Origin of the sequence: Chitinophaga silvatica (assembly GCF_003419895.1) — a bacterium.
Lineage (GTDB): Bacteria > Bacteroidota > Bacteroidia > Chitinophagales > Chitinophagaceae > Chitinophaga > Chitinophaga silvatica.
The window spans coordinates 385,523-403,775 of sequence record NZ_QPMM01000002.1 but is presented as its reverse complement, the minus strand read 5'-3'; the positions used below and the strand labels follow the sequence as shown (position 1 = coordinate 403,775).

Annotated in this window: 15 protein-coding genes; 13 read left to right on the top strand and 2 right to left on the bottom strand. The window is 39.2% G+C overall.

Annotated features, from left to right (window positions below):
• Positions 1–17: 17 nt before the first annotated feature.
• Complete coding sequence (locus DVR12_RS05940; RefSeq protein ID WP_116974608.1) at positions 18–962, top strand: nitrilase family protein; 945 nt, start codon at positions 18–20, stop codon at positions 960–962.
• A gap of 352 nt (positions 963–1,314) precedes the next feature.
• Here the strand turns inward: DVR12_RS05940 and DVR12_RS05930 are convergent, their stop codons facing one another.
• Positions 1,315–3,045: a GMC oxidoreductase gene (locus DVR12_RS05930; protein WP_116974604.1), complete on the bottom strand. Its 1,731-nt coding sequence runs from the start codon at positions 3,043–3,045 to the stop codon at positions 1,315–1,317.
• 263 nt (positions 3,046–3,308) lie between these two features.
• Here DVR12_RS05930 and DVR12_RS05925 point away from each other — a divergent pair, with 263 nt between their 5' ends.
• From DVR12_RS05925 to DVR12_RS05910, 4 genes are all read left to right on the top strand, one after another.
• Complete coding sequence (locus DVR12_RS05925) at positions 3,309–4,538, top strand: ROK family protein (protein ID WP_116974602.1); 1,230 nt, start codon at positions 3,309–3,311, stop codon at positions 4,536–4,538.
• Positions 4,539–4,634: 96 nt separating this feature from the next.
• A complete protein-coding gene (locus tag DVR12_RS05920) occupies positions 4,635–5,609 on the top strand; it encodes a family 43 glycosylhydrolase (RefSeq protein ID WP_233522138.1) in 975 nt (324 codons plus the stop codon).
• An 85-nt stretch (positions 5,610–5,694) separates the two neighbouring features.
• Complete coding sequence (locus tag DVR12_RS05915) at positions 5,695–6,510, top strand: oxidoreductase (protein WP_116974600.1); 816 nt, start codon at positions 5,695–5,697, stop codon at positions 6,508–6,510.
• A gap of 24 nt (positions 6,511–6,534) precedes the next feature.
• Positions 6,535–6,732, top strand: a complete 198-nt coding sequence (locus DVR12_RS05910; RefSeq protein WP_116974598.1) for a KTSC domain-containing protein — start codon at positions 6,535–6,537, stop codon at positions 6,730–6,732.
• A gap of 301 nt (positions 6,733–7,033) precedes the next feature.
• Here DVR12_RS05910 and DVR12_RS05905 read toward each other — a convergent pair whose 3' ends face one another.
• A complete protein-coding gene (locus DVR12_RS05905) occupies positions 7,034–7,384 on the bottom strand; it encodes a hypothetical protein (protein WP_116974596.1) in 351 nt (116 codons plus the stop codon).
• Between the two features lie 121 nt (positions 7,385–7,505).
• On the opposite strand from DVR12_RS05905, the gene DVR12_RS05900 reads away from it, so the two are divergent.
• From DVR12_RS05900 to DVR12_RS05865, 8 genes are all read left to right on the top strand, one after another.
• Entirely contained in the window at positions 7,506–8,291 is a 786-nt protein-coding gene (locus DVR12_RS05900) for a PhzF family phenazine biosynthesis protein (RefSeq protein ID WP_116974594.1), read from the top strand.
• Positions 8,292–8,384: 93 nt separating this feature from the next.
• The gene (locus tag DVR12_RS05895) at positions 8,385–8,978 is read left to right on the top strand and encodes an RNA polymerase sigma-70 factor (protein ID WP_116974593.1); all 594 of its coding nucleotides are present in this window, start codon (positions 8,385–8,387) and stop codon (positions 8,976–8,978) included.
• A gap of 65 nt (positions 8,979–9,043) precedes the next feature.
• Positions 9,044–9,994, top strand: a complete 951-nt coding sequence (locus DVR12_RS05890) for a FecR family protein (protein WP_116974591.1) — start codon at positions 9,044–9,046, stop codon at positions 9,992–9,994.
• Positions 9,995–10,266: 272 nt separating this feature from the next.
• Positions 10,267–13,614 carry a SusC/RagA family TonB-linked outer membrane protein gene (locus tag DVR12_RS05885; protein ID WP_158563213.1) on the top strand — a complete coding sequence of 1,116 codons (3,348 nt, stop codon included), beginning with the start codon at positions 10,267–10,269 and terminating at the stop codon, positions 13,612–13,614.
• Positions 13,615–13,625: 11 nt separating this feature from the next.
• Positions 13,626–15,035, top strand: coding sequence for a RagB/SusD family nutrient uptake outer membrane protein (locus DVR12_RS05880; protein ID WP_158563212.1), 1,410 nt, complete (start codon positions 13,626–13,628; stop codon positions 15,033–15,035).
• Between the two features lie 13 nt (positions 15,036–15,048).
• Positions 15,049–15,768: a DUF4843 domain-containing protein gene (locus tag DVR12_RS05875; RefSeq protein WP_158563211.1), complete on the top strand. Its 720-nt coding sequence runs from the start codon at positions 15,049–15,051 to the stop codon at positions 15,766–15,768.
• A 10-nt stretch (positions 15,769–15,778) separates the two neighbouring features.
• Positions 15,779–17,281 carry a PKD-like family lipoprotein gene (locus tag DVR12_RS05870; RefSeq protein ID WP_116974583.1) on the top strand — a complete coding sequence of 501 codons (1,503 nt, stop codon included), beginning with the start codon at positions 15,779–15,781 and terminating at the stop codon, positions 17,279–17,281.
• 82 nt (positions 17,282–17,363) lie between these two features.
• Positions 17,364–18,251: an ABC transporter ATP-binding protein gene (locus tag DVR12_RS05865; protein ID WP_116974581.1), complete on the top strand. Its 888-nt coding sequence runs from the start codon at positions 17,364–17,366 to the stop codon at positions 18,249–18,251.
• Positions 18,252–18,253: the final 2 nt, after the last annotated feature.

Sequence of the window (18,253 nt, the reverse complement as noted above, 5' to 3'; positions counted from 1 at the left end):
GCAGCTAGCTTTGAAAAATGGAAAAGTTAAAAATTGCTACCGCCCAATTCGAAAACAGAAGTAATGATAAAAGTTACAATCTTGCAAAAATAGAAGAACTATCTGCCCAGGCAGCTTTACAAGGTGCCAAAGTTATTGCCTTTCATGAATGCTCTGTAACGGGTTACACTTTTGCCAGAAAATTATCAAAAGAAGAAATGCTGGCACTTGCTGAACCAATCCCTGATGGTCCTTCTGTTGAAGCTTTGATAAATATTGCAACTAAAAATGATATTACTATTCTTGCGGGCCTGTTTGAAAAAGATGCCGACAATAATCTATTCAAAGCATATATCTGTGTAGATAAAACTGGCCTGGTTGCCAGGTACAGAAAGTTGCATCCATTTATCAATCCACATCTTACACCGGGTGACAGCTATTGTGTCTTCGATTTATATGGTTGGAAATGTGGTATCCTTATCTGTTATGACAACAATATCATCGAAAATGTAAGAGCTACCAAATTATTAGGAGCAGATATTATTTTCATGCCTCATGTTACCATGTGCACTCCATCTACCCGTCCGGGTGCGGGGTTTGTAGACCCTAAACTTTGGGAGAACAGGGAAAGTGATCCTACCTCGTTAAGACTGGAATTTGAAGGCATGAAGGGGCGCGACTGGCTGATGAAGTGGTTACCTGCCCGGGCCTATGATAATGCAGTGTATGTAGTTTTTTCAAATCCTATTGGGATGGATGATGATCAGTTGAAAAATGGTTGTTCTATGATTATTGATCCGTTTGGAGATATTCTGAGTGAATGTAAAAAACCGGGAGATGATTTTACCACTGCTGTTCTTATGCCTGAAAAGCTAACACAGGCAGGAGGGCACAGATATCTTCAGGCGAGAAGACCTTCGTTATATAAAGATATTATTGGTCAGGAACATGAATCTGTACAGAAAGTTGTGTGGTTGAAATAGGATTTCAAGCTTGATGCTTTTAAGTAAAGGTTCCTGTTTCTATAATTTGGGGCTTCTGGTTGTTTTCAAAACCTTTGCGACCGTAGGCAGGGCGGGGGCAAGCCCCGCCCCTACAGGGATTACATCGAATTACAGTTATAATATTGTAGAATTATTTCTTTACAGAATTGAAATTAAACTACCAGATGAAAACATGGTTTTGATGTGACTCTGTAGGGGCGGGGCTTGCCCCCGCCCTGCTGGCAACCGTGGAAAATAAATCCAACAATTAGATATCAAATATTCATAAAATCTATTCCTTAACTTAATAGCATTGGGCTTACCCCACCCTCTTTTTATCTATGAAATATTTTTACAAATTACCTTTCTTCATTTCTTCAGCTGCATAATTAGCAGCTCTGGCGGTGATTGCCATGTAGGTAAGTGATGGATTCTGATTACCAACAGAAGTCATGCAGGCACCATCTGTAACAAATACATTGGGGCAGTTATGAAGTTGGTTCCATTTATTGAGCATGGAAGTTTTAGGATCTTTACCCATGCGCACCCCTCCCATTTCATGAATATCAAGACCCGGGGCCTGGTTGGTATCCCAGGTTCCGATGTCTTTACATCCGGCTTTTTCAAGCATTTCAACACCTTGAGTCTGAAAGTCTTTCATCGACATAACATCATTATCATCATACCCGATAGAAGTGATCAGTAAAGGCATATCCCAGGCATCGCGTTGGTCGGTGCTCAGGCGTACATGGTTTTCGTGTTTAGGAATAGTTTCACCTTGCATCCCCATGTATACAGACCATGTACCTGGTTCACCAAGACCATCTTTCCAGCCGGCACCAATACCATCTTTTCCGAATGCATCTCCCCAGCCGGCTCTGCTAACACCATAGTACATCATATAGCCACCGAGGAAGTCCATATCTCTTTTGAATACATTTCTGAAAGAAGGAATAAAAGCGGCGGTTGGACGGCGGCCGTAGTAGTATTTATCCTCAAAACCTTCCATCCGGGCACCAATACTTCCTCTGTAATTGTGAAAAGCAATATATCTTCCCAACAGATCATTTTCGTTACCTAGTCCATTGGCAAATCGTTTGGAAGTAGAATTAAGCAGAATCAGATTGGTATTAAGCGTACCAGCATTTAGGAAGATGACGCGGGCAAAATATTCAGTCGTCTTTTTTGTGTGTGCATCAATCACTCTTACGCCGGTTGCTTTTCCTTTTGCTTCGTCGTAGATTATAGAATGTACGATAGCATCGGGTTTCAGCGTCAGGTTACCGGTTTTTTCGGCCCAGGGAATAGTAGAGGAATTGGAGCTGAAGTATGCGCCAAATGGGCATCCGCGTTCGCATAGGCTTCTGGCCTGGCATGGGCCGCGACCCTGTTGTAAATGAATTTCCTGAGGTTGGGTCAGATGGGCGCAGCGCCCTATAATTACGTGTCTGTCTTTATACTGTTCTTTTACCTTTTGCTGGATATGTTTTTCTGCACAATTCAATTCCCAGGGCGGAAGGAATTCGCCATCCGGTAAATTGATTAATCCGTCTTTATTGCCACTAATTCCAACAAACTTTTCGACATGGCTATACCATGGAGCCAAATCGGAGTAGCGGATAGGCCAGTCAACCGCATAACCGTCGCGGGCGGGAGACTCAAATTCAAATTGGCTCCAGCGTTGGGTTTGGCGGCCCCAAATGAGTGACTTCCCTCCTACCTGATAGCCTCTGATCCAATCATAGGGTTTCTCCTGGATGTATGGATGTTCTTTATCTTTTACAAAAAAGTGGGAGGATGTTTCATTGAATGCATAGCATTTACCGGCAATGGGGTTTTCTTTACTTACTTCCAGTGGGAGGCGGCCACGATGTGGAAAATCCCATGGATTATTGGTAGCAGTGGGGTAGTCTTTAAGATGCTTAACATCCCGGCCCCTTTCCAGCACCAGTGTTTTCAGTCCTTTTTCGCAAAGTTCTTTTGCGGCCCAACCGCCACTGATTCCAGAACCAATAACAATAACATCAAAAGTATTTTGCATTGTTCCTTTGCTATTGATTTGTAATGTGTCCACTGCTGACATAGTAATATAGAGTTTGATAAAAAATAGCGTGTATACCTAATAAATAGAAGCTACCAGTAACAGTTGCGCCTTCATAAGGTGGAATTAAAGTCGATCAATCTAAATTAAAAACCTTTTTTACTAAAACCAAGGTAGTTGTAAATTTTTTTTATTAACTACAAAATTATCATGCCCCAGATTAATTAGTTTGTAAAAAACAATGGGTATTTGATTAAAAAATTTTAATTTGTTCTAACAAGCAACCAAAAAGTAGCAGCAAGCAGATGGCAACGAATAATTCGTTTTTAAATGACCTGTATAATGAGCAAATTTCCGGCGTAGCATATAAAAACCTTCAACTTAAAAAGAATATCCTTTCCTATTTCGCCAACCATGGTAACAGCACCATTGCCGATTTAAGTAAGATATTGAATGTAAGCTCTCCGAAGATCACGGAATTGATTACAGAGCTTATAACCTCAGAGTTGGTAATGGACTACGGAAAAACGGAATCAGCAGTAGGACGCCGGCCAAATTTATATGGCCTGGCTGCCGACTCTCTTTTATTTCTTGGAGTAGAGGTAAAACATGATCACATTAATATAGGATTACTCAATTTCCAGAAAGACCTGGTCAAATTTCAGGAAGGCATCCCATACCAGTTAGCCAATACCTCCCAGTCGTTCGATGAAATGTGTGCAATTATCAATCGGTTTATAAAAGATTTCAAGGGTATTTCAAAGAGGATTTATAGTGTATGTGTTAATATATCAGGGCGAATAAATTACCGGACCGGATATAGTTACAGTTTTTTCTATTTTAATGAAGAACCATTAACACAGATTCTCACAAACAGATTAGGTATTAAAACTTATATAGAAAATGACTCCAGGGCTATGGCATTCGGAGAATTTTGCAGCGGATCTGTTAAAGATGAGAAAGAAGTAATTTTTGTAAATGCAGATTATGGAATTGCTTTGGGAATAATGATAAACGGAGAATTGCACTATGGCAAATCCGGTTATGCCGGGGAGTTTGGACATATTCCTTTTTTTGATAACGAAATAATTTGTCATTGCGGGAAAAAAGGTTGCCTGGAAACAGAAACCTCCGGGCTCGCATTAGAGCGTCAATTTAAAGAACGGCTCCAGGCGGGTGCCGCTTCTATTATTACCTCAAAAATACAAGACCCGGAACAGATAAGTATAACTGATATTTTAGAAGCCGCCAATAACGATGATACCCTGGCGATGGAATTGGTTTCGGAAATTGGGGAGAAACTTGGAAAAGGAATTGCAATCCTGATTAACCTTTATAACCCTGAATTGATCATTCTTGGAGGTGCATTATCCACAACCGGCGAATGTATCTTTCTTCCATTAAAAAGTGCTATCAACAAATATTCCTTAAGCAAAGTAAACAACGATACTCAATTCCGTTTATCGAAGCTTGGAAGTAAGGCAGGAGTTATTGGAGCTTCCATACTGGCGAGGAACAAATTATTTAATATCTAAATACCTTATCTTTTTTAGCCCCAATTAGTAGTATTTGCTAAAAATTAGCGCATTTGTTAGGTCATCAACTCTAATTTTAACGCCCTAATAATTATTATGATGACAACTGAACAATTGCTTAATTCCACTGCAAAATTTCTTCAGTCTACCGCTTTGGTGCTGGCCGTAGGCATGAGCATTCCCTCTACTTCCCAAGCCCAGTCTAATCCATTTATTACTCATATGTATACTGCCGACCCTTCTGCACACGTTTGGGCCGATGGTAGATTATATGTTTATGCTTCACATGATATAGACCCCCCAAGAGGATGTGACCTGATGGATCAATATCATGTCTTTTCAACTGATGATATGATCCACTGGAAAGATCATGGAGAAATTCTTCGTTCGAGCCAGGTTCCATGGGGCAGAAAAGAAGGTGGATTCATGTGGGCTCCCGATTGTGTGTATAAGAATGGAACGTATTATTTCTATTTCCCGCATCCAACCGGGTCGGGCGACCAATGGAACAATACCTGGAAAATCGGGGTTGCTACCAGTAAGAAACCAGCCAGTGACTTCCAGGTACAGGGATATATCCAGGGCCTGGAATCGATGATCGACCCTACAGTTTTTATAGATGACGACGGACAGGCATACTTCTACTACGGAGGCGGTGGTACCTGTAAAGGTGGGAAACTAAAGGATAATATGATTGAAATTGATGGAGAGATGAAGAAAATGGAAGGACTGGAAGATTTTCATGAAGCAACATGGGTACATAAAAGAAAAGGTATTTACTACCTCTCGTATTCCGACAATCATGATGTAGATGGTAAACACAATCAGATGAGGTATGCTACCAGTAAGAGCCCATTAGGCCCCTGGACCTATCGCGGTATTTATATGGACCCTACCGATAGCTATACCAACCATGGAAGTATTGTGGAATATAAAGGGCAGTGGTATGCTTTCTATCACAATAGTTCAATATCGCATCACGACTGGCTACGTTCAATTTGTGTAGATAAGCTCTACTATAATAAAGATGGTACCATAAAGAAGGTGATACCAACAACGGGTAAAAAGTAACATTCAAATAAAGGCGCAAAGAGTAACGCTTTGCGCCTTTAAATCAACCATTTGAAAATCCAAGTTGTTTTATCAAAAAAGATTCATGAACAAGGTAGTATTAATTACAGGAGCCTCTTCAGGAATTGGTAAAGCAACGGCATTGTTGCTGGCACAAAAAGATTATAAAGTATACGGAGCTGCCCGCAGATTGGATAAAATGCAGGACCTCCGCAATGCAGGCATCCAAACACTGGAAATGGATGTTACCAAAGAGTCAGAAGTATTAAGCGGCATTGAACATATAACAAAGGAAGCGGAAGGAATAGATATTCTTATAAATAATGCCGGTTTCGGCGAATATGGTGCCATTGAAGATGTGTCAATTGAAGATGCAAAGTACCAGTTAGATGTTAATTTGTTTGGCGCAGCCCGCTTAATTCAGCAAGTTATCCCCTACATGCGACAGCAACACTGGGGGAAAATAGTCAATATTTCTTCTATTGGTGGGAAAATAGCCACTCCATTAGGAGGCTGGTATCATGCCAGCAAATTTGCATTGGAGGGGCTCAGTGATTCTCTTAGAAATGAAGTAAAATCATTTGGCATAGATGTAATTGTGATAGAACCTGGTGGAATAAAAACTGAATGGGGAACTATTACCTATGATAACCTGATGAAATCGGCCAATCAAAGTAATTACCAGTTACTGATAGAACGATTTGCCAAAGCCTTTAGGGCAACACTTACGAAAAACTCTGCTCCTGAAATCATTGCTAACCTCATCCTTAAGGCAATTGAAGCCCGCAAACCAGCCACCAGATATTCCGCTGGTTACATGGCCAAACCTATTTTATTCATGCGCAAAATATTTACAGATAAGACCATAGATAAAATAATTATTTCCCAGCTCAGGGAATAGCACAGTAATTGTTGCCTCTGTGTTATGCCATCGTCTGTAGTTGCACATATGGTTTATAAGGCTAAAACACATACCCTGAGAATCGTTTTCGTTTCAGGAATGATCTACGATTATATCCAGGTTCCTGAAGAAATATATCTTGAAATGAAATCGGCAAGCTCTAAGGGCACTTTCCTCAATAAAAAAATTAAGGGTTTTTATCAATATAAAAAAGTCAATTAACTTATCATATTATAAAAGTTCAGACTTCATTTTGCCAATTTCTATATCAGTATACCTAAATTAAAGGCATCCGTTTATTAAATTTTAATTAGTTGACATACCCTCCCACGGAAATCACTGTACGATTATTTCTCTTCTGAATGGAAATTAAATCATAAACATGATCTGTAATACTCGTGTCTGAAGTATTTACCTTAATATATTTTTCATTTACCTTACTGGAATCAATTTCAAAGGATCTTTTTTCAATTCCGTTACTAAAATAAGTATCAAACCCATCCTTCAGAAATGTAGCGGCTAATCAACTCGATTTTCTTAATAAAAATTCATTATTCAAATAAGCAGAAGAATCTGTCGAAAAGGTTACATAATATCCAAAATGGTTACAGCCTCCGATATGCAGACTTAGACTATCTGTATCATTAAGTACAGTTATTGCCTCCTGATTGGTACTATCCCAAAAGAACTTAATATCGCTTTTATAGGAATACAGTTTCTCCGATGTAAACTTATAACTACTTGTATCAAATACGCAGTCGGCAGTTTCACCTGCTTCCAGGATTGCTGGTGTAGAATTAACCCCTTTATTGGGGTTCTTAACATTACAGGCCCAAATAATTGATACTAAAAGTGTAAGTATGGGATATTTCATTAGATATAAATATGCAGGTAAAATATAATAATTAATCTATACGTCCTACTTTTTGTAAATTGTGGAAAATCTATAAACCTGATCCTTCATATTTTGTTGATACCTCAATAAAACATCAACCATGAGCTACAAGATTTACCAGGTAGATGCCTTTGCAGATAAAATATTTAAAGGAAATCCGGCTGCCGTTTGTCCTCTTCCTAATTGGCTGGATGATAATATCATGCAGAAAATTGCAAAAGAGAATAATCTGGCAGAAACAGCTTTCTATATTAAAAAAGGGAATCGATATGAAATCAGATGGTTTACACCTGAAGTGGAAGTCGACCTTTGTGGCCATGCTACCCTTGCCTCAGCTTATGTTTTATTCCACCTGGAAGGGCACGATAGCAACCAGATCAATTTTTATTCTCCCAGAAGCGGAGAATTACCGGTAACCAAACATGGAGAGATCATAATGCTAAACTTTCCGGCAGATACCCTGGAGGAGATAACTACGCCTCCGGAATTGCTGGCAGCATTTGAAGTGAAGCCAATAGCTGCCTTCAAAGGTAAAACTGATATCATGCTTATTTTCGATAAGGAAGAGGATATCAAAAAAATGAAACCTAGCCTGGAAGAGATTAAAAAACTACCGGTTAGAGGGGTTATCATTACCGCAAGAGGTACGAATACAGATTTTGTATCAAGGTTCTTTGGGCCAGCAGTAGGAGTGGATGAAGACCCGGTTACCGGATCGGCACATACCAGCCTTGTACCTTATTGGGCTAAGCAATTACATAAAGAAAGCTTCACAGCTATTCAGCTTTCGGAACGAACAGGAGTTCTTACCTGTAAACTGCTTGGCGACAGGGTAGAAATCGGAGGCCAGGCTAAACTTTATCTCCGAGGTGAAATTTATTTCTAAGAACTTATCACTACTCTGATTTAAAAATTTCTTTTTGTACATTTAACCGTAACCATTCTAAATTGCTATTTCCGTCGCAGGAACCGAATGCCTATGGGCCGCTTGAATGAACTTACGGACGAACAACTAAGCATCTTGTTGCAAACAGGTGATGAAGCAGCATTCACCACTATCTACAACCGATATTGGAGCAAGCTACTTGCAATGGCTTATCACTATACTAAAGATAAAGCAGCAGCCGAAGAAGTATTGCAGGAGGTTTTCATGCAATTATGGGATCGAAGAGAAATATTAGATATCCAAAATATTGGTGCCTATCTGGCAACAGCGGTAAAATTCTCGATCTTCAATCAGCTCCTCAAAAATAAACGCCGTAAATCCCTCGCCGCAGCCAATTACATCCAACCATCGGTACAATTCGATGAAGAACTTATTGAAGCAAGATTCCTGGATGAATATATAAAAGGCGTTGTATCCAAACTTCCCGAAAAATGTCAGCTGGTATTCAGATATAGCCGGGAAGAAGCATTACCTGTAAATGAGATTGCCAGCACGCTTAATATTTCTCCTAAAACTGTTGAAGCTCATCTGACGAAAGCTTTAAAAATATTAAGATCATCTCTCCGCCAATTTAAAACTTTACTCCTGATACTGATACTAATAATACTCTATACTTTTCAAGTGTAATTTTTTTTTAAATCTCACTAAGGGATTATCCTTTCTCATAACACTATATAAGTACATCATCACTAATGAACCAGGAAGAATTATCATATTTAATATCTCAATACCTGCAGGGAAAAGCCACCCCTGAAGAAGAAGAGCAATTACTAAACTGGTATAGGAACAATGAACCAGAAACAGTGGAATGGGTAAGTGATGATGTAAATGAGTTACAACAGGTAAAAGAGAGAGTAGCAGCCGGCTTAACGAAGCATATTACAACCAGTAAGAAAAAGCGTTTTTCCATTGGTCGTATAGCTGCTGCAGCCAGTATATTAATATTGATCAGTGCAGGAGTTTACCTGTTATCTTTGAAGCCGGTTGAATATCTGACCGTCAGCACCCCTACCGGAAAAATCAGGCAACTTCAACTCCCTGACGGATCTGTTGTCTGGCTGAATGCTGCTACCACAATCAGATATCCTAAAAGCTTCAATCAGAAAAGAACAATTGAGCTCGATGGGGAAGCTTATTTTGATGTAAAGTCTTCGGCCGGAGAGCCCTTCATTGTTGTTACACGCTCAATTAATACAAGGGTGCTGGGTACTGCATTTAACGTTAAATCATATAGTAAAGAAAATAAAATATTGGTTGCAGTAGCAGAAGGAAAAGTACAGGTAGCTGATAGCAGTTCTACCCTTGCAACCATACAGCCACGTCAAAGGCTAACCTACAACCTGCAGGATGGGAAAGGTATTCTTAGTAAAGTAAATAATGCCGATGCCTTTTCCTGGAAAGACGGTGAACTTAGTTTTGATACGCAACCTTTAGAAGCTATAGCACTTGTTCTGGAACGTTGGTATAACGTTCGCTTCGAATTTAAAGATCAGGTATTAAAATCATGTACCTACAGTGCTACATTTAACAGTAATAAACCGTTGAATGAAATACTCACATTACTATGTGATGTCAATAATATACATTTCAATATAGATGAGACAAATAGAATTGTAAAACTGTGGGGACGAGGATGCCAATAATGTAGAATCAAATTTATCAGCCGGAAAAAGTCATGATCATGCCAACTTCAAAACAGCAGGATATAGGCCTGCAAGGAATTCCTATGCCATAGAAATCCAAAACCAACGCGCTGTGGTGCCGGCGCATGTGCCGGTACCGCAGTCTGTAAGTCAAAATTATGTATCAAATGTTGCTAAACTAAATCAGTCGAATTATGTATGTAATTGGAAAAGGAAAACTATTCCTTAAGGTCAGGAGTTTCCCCCTGCCATTTAAACCAAAATCACTACAGATGAAACAATTGTTCATCTGCCTTTTTATCCCGATACTGCTTATATTTTCAACACTGTCCACCAACGCACAAAGCAGCAACCCGGATATTAGTCTGCATGTCGACAATGCAAATCTAAAAGACGCTTTAAAACAAATCGAATCACAGGTTCCGTTTCGTTTCATTTACAACTCAAAAGAAATTGCCCTTGAAAAGAAAATTACACTACACTTATCTAAGAAGCCATTAAATGTTGTACTAAACCAGCTTTTAGTAAGCAGATCATTCAGCTATAAGATTTCAGGTAATAACATTCTCCTGAAAAAAGAAGCTGCCAGGCCTCCGCAGAATAACATTACCGAACCAGTAGCAAAACCCGAAGGTCCTAAATTGGTAAAAGGAAGAATTGAAAATGAAAAAAGTGAGGCAATGCCAGGGGTTACGGTACGCGTACAAGGCACTAATATGGCGGTACTTTCAGATGAAACCGGGAGCTTTCAGATAAAGGATCTGAACAATAACAGCGTACTAATATTTCAATACATCGGATACAAACCAAAAGAAATAACTGTTGCACAGCAAGACTTTATCAATGTCAGAATGCTTCAGGAAGAAAGTAAATTAACTGAAGTAGTAGTAACGGGAGTGGTACAACGTAGTTATGAAAGCTTTACGGGAGCGGTAACCAGTATCAATGCCCAGCAACTCAGAGCTGCAGGTAATCAGAATATCGTTGCCAGTTTGCAACTGCTGGACCCTTCCTTTCAGGTATTTCAAAATAACCTATCAGGTTCCGACCCAAACAAATTGCCGGATATTCAGCTTAGAGGAAGTAGTAATCTCCCAAACCTAAAAGGTCAGTATCTTTCTAATCCGAATCAGCCACTTTTTATTCTAGATGGTTTTGAAGTGCCTCTTCAAAAGATTATGGACCTGGATATGAACAGAGTGGAAAAGATCACCATTCTTAAAGATGCAACAGGAACAGCATTGTATGGTTCCCGCGGCGCCAACGGAGTGGTAGTAGTTTATACTAAACAACCTGTTCCAGGTAAATTACAAGTATCATATACGGGCGACTTTACCGCTAGCACTCCTGATCTAAGGGATTATCACCTGCTGAATGGAGCACAGAAATTACAGGCTGAAAAAGCCGGTGGGTTATATACATCCGAAAGTAAAGATCCGGAGTTCCAACAATGGCTTAATGAAGAATATAACCGACATGCAAAAGAAATAGCACAGGGAGTAAATACCGACTGGTTGACACAACCTCTCCGCAATTCCTTTGGTCAGCGACACTTTATCTACATTGATGGTGGCGATTCTTACTTCAGATATGGAGTAGATTTATCGGTGAACCAATCTAATGGTGTAATGAAAGGTTCAGGGAACATAAAATATTCTGGCGGTAACACTTTATCATACCGTTATAAATCACTGATGATCCGCAACTATCTTTCTGTTTCTCAAAGTGATGACTCCTATTCTCCCTATGGCGACTTTAGTGATTATACTGTGATGAATCCATATTGGAGAGTTAGAGATGCAAATGGGAAATATTTAAAAGTTGTGGATTTCATTAACCATACAGGCATAAGGGATACTTCCAAGATAGCGAATCCGATGTATAATGGGGATATTAATACCAGTTTTAAGGGTACAACTCAAACGGTTATGGACAACTTTTCGTTGGAGTGGTCTTTATCCCGGGCATTTAAACTACGTAGTAACGCAAGCCTGTATCAAAACAGACAGGAAGCAAATAATTTCTGGCCAGCCGATCATACCATGTTCCTGAACTATGGAGAAAATGATTATTTCCGCAAGGGGCAATATAAACAGGGCCATTTAAATATGTCGAGCTATGAAATCAATTCCTATCTCGACTTCAACAAGCGTGTTGATGCACATATGTTCGTTGCTACTGTGGGTTTTGATTTAAGTCAGAACACACTTAACAATGTTATGGTTACAACAGAGGGATATCCGAACCAAGACTTAAACACTCCAATTTTTGGAGCTAAATATCTCCAGGACAGCAGACCAGAAGGGTATGAATCGCTTGTTCGTCGTGTTAGTGTTCAATCAAACTTCAACTATACCTATAACAACAGGTACGCAGCAGATCTATCTTTAAGTACAGACGGTTCTTCTCAATTCGGAACAAAAAATAAATTTGCTCCATTTTATTCGGTAGGTGCTGCATGGAATGTTCATAATGAGGAATGGAGTAAAAAATTGAATATTAGCTATTTAAAAATACGCACTTCCTATGGTAGTACAGGAACTCAAAACTTCCCTTCCTACCAGGCGATTACTACTTATCAATACTTCCAGAATGTACGCTACCTCGATAGAATTGGAGCCTATATGCTGGGGATGGGAAATGAAACCCTGAAATGGCAGCAGAAAAATACCTGGAACATTGGGGCTGATGTTAAGATATTTAAAGACTACCTCTCCTTTACCGCCAACTACTATAAGGAAAGAACACAAAATCAGCTGATCGATCTTACCATTGCCCCTTCTCAGGGTTTCCTTTCCTATAAAGAAAACGTAGGCGAAGTCGAAAACCAGGGATATGAATTTGATGTACGCCTGATGCTTATTAAAAAAGAAAAGCAGAATATTTTCTGGAGTGTAAACGGAACTGTTTTTCGTAACAAAAACGTCCTGAAAAATATTTCAGCAGCCTTAAAAGACTACAATACACAACAGCAAAGCAAGCAAGTAAGCGATAGCAGCAGCGCCCCTGTACAATTATACCAGGAAGGACAATCTATGACTGCCATCTTTGCCGTACCATCTTTAGGTATAGACCCAGCCAACGGCCGGGAAGTATTTCTTAAACAGGATGGTTCAAGAACCTACATCTGGGATGCTGCCGATAAAAGAATTATGGGCGATGAATTGCCTAAATACCGCGGTATATTCGGTACTACTCTCATGTATAAAGGTATAACTGCCAGTATCAATTTCGAATATCAATTAGGAGGTCAGACTTATAATCAAACGCTGGTAGATAGAGTTGAAAATGCCGATTTACGCTATAATGTAGATATCCGTGTACTAGAAGAAAGATGGCAAAAACCAGGTGATCACACTTTCTTTAAAAATATTGCGGACAAAAGCAAAACCTTGCCAACGTCCAGGTTTGTACAAAACAACAACCAATTGAATTGCAAGCTGATTTCACTGCAATACGATTTCCTAAGCAGCAGGTTACTAAAACGTACCGCACTCAAAACACTTAAAGCCAGTTTCTATATGATTGAGCCTTTCCGTATCACCTCAATCAAACAGGAAAGAGGATTAGCATATCCTTTTGCACAATCATATTCACTTGGTATTCAAACCAGCTTTTAAATCGAATGATTATGAAATTCAAATACACTCCAATATATATAACAATAGCTTTGGGTATGCTTAATTCCAGTTGTAATAAATGGCTGGATGTTAAACCTAAAGCAGAAGTTCATCAGGAACAATTATTCAGTACTGCCACCGGTTTTAAGGATGCATTGTATGGTACTTATAGCCTAATGGGAAGAAACGATATTTATGGAGGAGAAATGACGATGGGCTTCATGAGTGTAATCTCGCACGATTATGACCTCACCGAAACAAGAAGCTTCTATTACAAAGCCAATCTGCATAAGTATACAGAACTAGATACCCGTGGATATATAGATAAGATTTGGGAGAGAAGCTATAATGCTATTTCCAATGCCAATAATATCCTTGCACAGATTGATGGAAAATCATCGGTTTTTGGTGCCGACGATTATCGCCTGGTGAAAGCAGAAGCGCTGGGAATAAGAGCTTACCTGCATTTCGATATTTTCAGACTATTTGCTCCTGCATATGATGCCGCTAACAGTAAGTTGTTAGTACCTTATATAACTACTATCAGTAAAACGCCTACTGCATCTTCTCCTGCCAAACAATTTATAGACCAGTGCTTTGCAGATTTAAACTTAGCAGAAACCCTGCTTGCCGATGATCCAATCAATAGCCCGGATAAAGCAACAAATACAGACATGGCGACCAGAAGAAGTAATCACTTCAACATCTACGCTGTAAAAGCGCTGAAAGCACGGATCTATCTTTATATCGGTGATAAAGTGAATGCGCTTAAATATGCAGATGAAGTTATTAACAGTAAGAAGTTTCCTTTAGTAGTCAATAGTGCAGTTAGCGGGCCAGAGGAAAGAATCGACAGAACATTCTCATCCGAGCATGTATTCTCTTTGTATATAAGTGACCTGGTAAATAATGCCAATATGCATTTCAGAACCACAGATGCCAGATATCTGCTAAATAATAATTCAACTGCGGTTAAAGCTCTATACGAAGTAAATAGCGGTGGTAGCACCGACTACAGGTATGTATACCTATGGAAGCTATACAATGGAACTCCTTTCTGCAGTAAATTCTGGCAACTTGATGAAGCACCATCAAACATTAAATATTTAATGCCATTAATCAGGGTATCCGAACTCTACTACATAGCCGCGGAATGTATACAAGACACGAAAGCAGGATTCAATTATCTGAACCAGATCAGAGAACATAGAGGAAGAGATCCACTTAATAATAGTGGTACCAAAGAAGAATTACAGGAAGAAATCAGAAAAGAGTATCGTAAAGAATTTTTTGCCGAAGGTCAAACATTCTTCTACTATAAACGTCTGAAGATCACCCAACTTCCAGATAGTAATATACCTGGTACCGATAATGTTTATGTGTTACCTAAACCAGAGTTGGAAACCGAATATGGCAAATAATAAACCTTGTACTATGATCAAAAAATATTGTTTATATATCTGTTGTCTGTTTATGTTTTTTGGATGTAAGAAAGATGACAACCTGGTATGGAATTCTCAAGCCGGTGCTTATTTCTATACTGAAGCATTTGATTATGTTTTCATAAAAGACAGTCTGACCTATTCCTTTGCTATACGTCCTCAACAATGGAATGAAGACACTGTGAAAATACCGGTAAAAATAACAGGTTCACCAGTTGCTAATGACAGAACAGTAAATATAGTAGCGAATGCTGGTTCAACTGCAGTAGAAGGCAAACATTACCGTCTGCTCCCTTGCGTGATTAAAGCAAATAGCTTTATTGATACCGCTAAAATTCTGGTAATGAAACAACCGGAGTTATTAACAAGTGAAGTAAGTCTCTCATTGAAGATCAATAACAATAGCGATTTTACTGATGCTGTAAAGGAGAATAGTAAATATCTTATTAAGATCAACAACATCATTACCAAACCAGCCAATTGGGATAACATACTCGTAGGCTTCTTTGGAGTTTATAGCAAAACAAAATATCGATTTATCATTGATGTAACAGGAATTTATGAATTCAATTACCTAACACCGGTTGGGGGAGTAGATTTCCAATTCTATTTGTATATAAAGCAAATACTGAAAGATGCGCTTACAAACTATAACAATAGCCATGGGCCATTGCTCGATGAAAACAATAATCCTGTTACTTTTCCAAATTAAATAATCTAACATGCAACGCAACTATAAACTCTTCTTATTCCTTCTGGCATTAGTAATTATTGCCAATGCTTGTATGAAAGATAAAGGTAATTATAGCTATAAGGAATTAAATAAGATCGATATCTCAGTGTCATCCGATACCGTGTATGTAACACAATTCGACTCACTGAAAATAGCTCCGGTAATTTCTCAACTACCAGATAAAAGCCAGTTAACATATTCCTGGTATTACTATTCACAAAGGCCCGATTATCCAGGCATCAATTATATTTCCACTTCGGAAAAGTTAAATGTTCAGATTGGTTCTTTACCGGGAAGCTATACACTTTATCTGAAAGTTACAGACGAAGCAACGGGAGTTAACTCCTGGCATCGGTTTACGCTTATCGTAACAAGTAGTATTTCCAATGGTTGGTTGGTTTGGTATAATACAAGCGCAGATTCTTCTGATGCTGCCATAATTCAGCCTTCAGGAAAAACTCTTTATAACCTCTTCCAAAATGCCAATGGGCGTCAATTGCCTGGAGAAGCAAGACAAGTAACCTGCCTCACTGCCGGTTGGATGAAACAATACATCTTCTGTCTTACCGATAAAGCAGGAGCATATATAAATCCATTTGATTTCCGTCAGCTTGTCTCATTCAACGATAGTGGTTTCTATACTAAGCCTACGACCTTCGATTACCAAGCACTTTATCCGAATCCTGGCAAAGATTTTATTTCAGATTACCTCTTTAAAGAAAAGAAAGTATTAACCAGAATTTGGACGGGCCCCTTTGCTGTAGCCAAGTACGGAGCTGCATTGGGTGGAGATTATGAGGCCGCTCCTTATTTAATGGGTTCTCCGTATACCGACTTTGGTCCATATCCGACAGTAGTTTTTGATGAAAAGCATCACCGTTTCATCTATACTCCACTGAATGAAACCACCTTTTCTACATTCCCATCAAATCCTAAGGCAGCATTCGATATAAATAATGTTGGCAACAGAACCATGCTATATGCCTACAACTCACCCAATGGGCAGTCGACCGCTTTGCTGAGAGACAAAAGCAATGATTCTGTATTTATTTACCAACTGGATTTCAGCAGAGGAAATAGTGATAAGAATCAAACACCAGCCATTAGTGTTATGGGAATAGATAAAAGTCCGGATATGGCTAAAGCCAAATTCTTTGCCCTCTCTCCTATTTTGCCTTTGTTATTTTATGCCAACGATAATAAAATATATAAGTATGATATAGCCGCCAATAGCAGCACCTTACTTTATACTTTCTCAGCTGGCATACAAATAACGGCATTCAGCATACTTAACCCACAGCTGATTTCTAATCCTATGTTTACTCCGGCCAACCTGGGTAAACGCCTGGCTGTAGCTACAACAGATGGTAAGACTGGTAGTGTATACGAATTTTCTATCCTGCCATCCGGTTCCTTTGAGGGAGCAACATATACAAACAAATATGATGGATTTGGGGTGATCAAATCAATCTACTATAAAATAAATCTCTAAAACATAATACCGTAATTCCTTTGGCTTATCCGCTTCTGCGGAGCGGGTAAGCCATGCTCATTCTACATACAAAACAATATTTATGCAACTAGTCATTAACGACCTACGGAAATGCTATCCAAATGGAGTACAGGCACTCAACGGAGTATCACTACAAATCAACAAAGGAATGTTTGGGCTTCTGGGCCCGAATGGTGCAGGAAAATCGAGCCTTATGCGTACTATATCTACCTTACAGGATGCAGATAGCGGTAGCATTAAATTCGGAGAGATTGATGTACTCTCTCAAAAAGAAGAAGTAAGACGATTATTAGGTTATTTACCTCAGGACTTTGGAGTATACCCTCGTGTAAGTGCCGATACTATGTTGCATCATATTGCTGCACTCAAAGGAATCAATAATAAAAAAGAAAGAAAAGAAATTGTAGAGGCACTTCTCCACAAAGTAAACCTCTATAATGTAAGACATAAAAATCTGGGCACTTATTCAGGAGGGATGAGACAACGATTCGGCATTGCACAGGCAATGATCGGTAACCCGCAACTCATTATTGTAGATGAACCCACAGCCGGATTAGATCCTACTGAAAGAGTACGTTTTCATAACCTTTTATCAGAAATCGGTGAAAATGCGGTAGTAATATTAAGTACACATATTGTAGAAGATGTAAGCCACCTATGTACCAATATGGCTGTAATCTGTGGCGGTGAAGTAATGCTGCAAGGAGAACCAAAGAAAATAATCAGCAGTATGCAAGGTAAGATTTGGAAGAAAGTAGTTGAAAAACATGAAGCCAAAGATTATGCCTCCCGAATGAAAGTGATTTCTACCAATTTACTCGGGGGCAAAACCATGCTCCATGTGTATAGCGAAAGTTTACCTGAGTCCGGATTTAGTCCAATAGACGCGGATCTGGAGGATGTATACTTCCATGCTATATCCAGCAAAGTGAATCTGGTAATGCTGTAATT

What these genes read in the sequence shown, in the direction of transcription:
- DVR12_RS05870 (WP_116974583.1), top strand. Translation starts at nt 15,779, where the DNA reads ATGCAACGCAACTATAAACTCTTCTTATTCCTTCTGGCATTAGTAATT.
- DVR12_RS05875 (WP_158563211.1), top strand. Translation starts at nt 15,049, where the DNA reads ATGATCAAAAAATATTGTTTATATATCTGTTGTCTGTTTATGTTTTTT.
- DVR12_RS05920 (WP_233522138.1), top strand. Translation starts at nt 4,635, where the DNA reads ATGATGACAACTGAACAATTGCTTAATTCCACTGCAAAATTTCTTCAG.
- DVR12_RS05940 (WP_116974608.1), top strand. Translation starts at nt 18, where the DNA reads ATGGAAAAGTTAAAAATTGCTACCGCCCAATTCGAAAACAGAAGTAAT.
- DVR12_RS05880 (WP_158563212.1), top strand. Translation starts at nt 13,626, where the DNA reads ATGAAATTCAAATACACTCCAATATATATAACAATAGCTTTGGGTATG.
- DVR12_RS05885 (WP_158563213.1), top strand. Translation starts at nt 10,267, where the DNA reads ATGAAACAATTGTTCATCTGCCTTTTTATCCCGATACTGCTTATATTT.
- DVR12_RS05915 (WP_116974600.1), top strand. Translation starts at nt 5,695, where the DNA reads ATGAACAAGGTAGTATTAATTACAGGAGCCTCTTCAGGAATTGGTAAA.
- DVR12_RS05900 (WP_116974594.1), top strand. Translation starts at nt 7,506, where the DNA reads ATGAGCTACAAGATTTACCAGGTAGATGCCTTTGCAGATAAAATATTT.
- DVR12_RS05925 (WP_116974602.1), top strand. Translation starts at nt 3,309, where the DNA reads ATGGCAACGAATAATTCGTTTTTAAATGACCTGTATAATGAGCAAATT.
- DVR12_RS05910 (WP_116974598.1), top strand. Translation starts at nt 6,535, where the DNA reads ATGCCATCGTCTGTAGTTGCACATATGGTTTATAAGGCTAAAACACAT.
- DVR12_RS05865 (WP_116974581.1), top strand. Translation starts at nt 17,364, where the DNA reads ATGCAACTAGTCATTAACGACCTACGGAAATGCTATCCAAATGGAGTA.
- DVR12_RS05905 (WP_116974596.1), bottom strand. Translation starts at nt 7,384, where the DNA reads ATGAAATATCCCATACTTACACTTTTAGTATCAATTATTTGGGCCTGT.
- DVR12_RS05895 (WP_116974593.1), top strand. Translation starts at nt 8,385, where the DNA reads ATGGGCCGCTTGAATGAACTTACGGACGAACAACTAAGCATCTTGTTG.
- DVR12_RS05890 (WP_116974591.1), top strand. Translation starts at nt 9,044, where the DNA reads ATGAACCAGGAAGAATTATCATATTTAATATCTCAATACCTGCAGGGA.
- DVR12_RS05930 (WP_116974604.1), bottom strand. Translation starts at nt 3,045, where the DNA reads ATGTCAGCAGTGGACACATTACAAATCAATAGCAAAGGAACAATGCAA.